Annotated in this window: 1 protein-coding gene; it reads right to left on the reverse strand. The window is 62.7% G+C overall.

What is annotated here, in order from left to right; translation table 11 throughout:
* Nucleotides 1-255, reverse strand: a 255-nt coding sequence (locus MRBLMC3_RS22995; RefSeq protein ID WP_363832712.1) for a calcium-binding protein, incomplete at both ends; no start/stop codon positions are given.

Raw genomic sequence — 255 nt, forward strand, 5'->3', positions numbered from 1 at the left:
GCGCGTCGAGCGCCGCACGATCCCAGATCGTACCGTCAGCAAACTGGATCTGCTCGATGCCCGTGGCCCGGCCATCCGATTGTCCCTGCAGCAGGATCGAGCCAGAGTGATCGGTGAAGCTGATCCGTACATTGCTGCCATTGCTGGCCTCCCGCGTCAGCACCAGATCGCCAGGCGTGATCCCGGCACCAAAGCTCAGCGTGTCGACGCCATCTTCCCAAAAGCCCTGGGTAATGCGGTCGTCGCCATCGCCAA

The sequence above is a fragment of the Sphingobium sp. LMC3-1-1.1 genome, from assembly GCF_040676285.1.
Classification (GTDB): Bacteria; Pseudomonadota; Alphaproteobacteria; order Sphingomonadales; family Sphingomonadaceae; genus Sphingobium.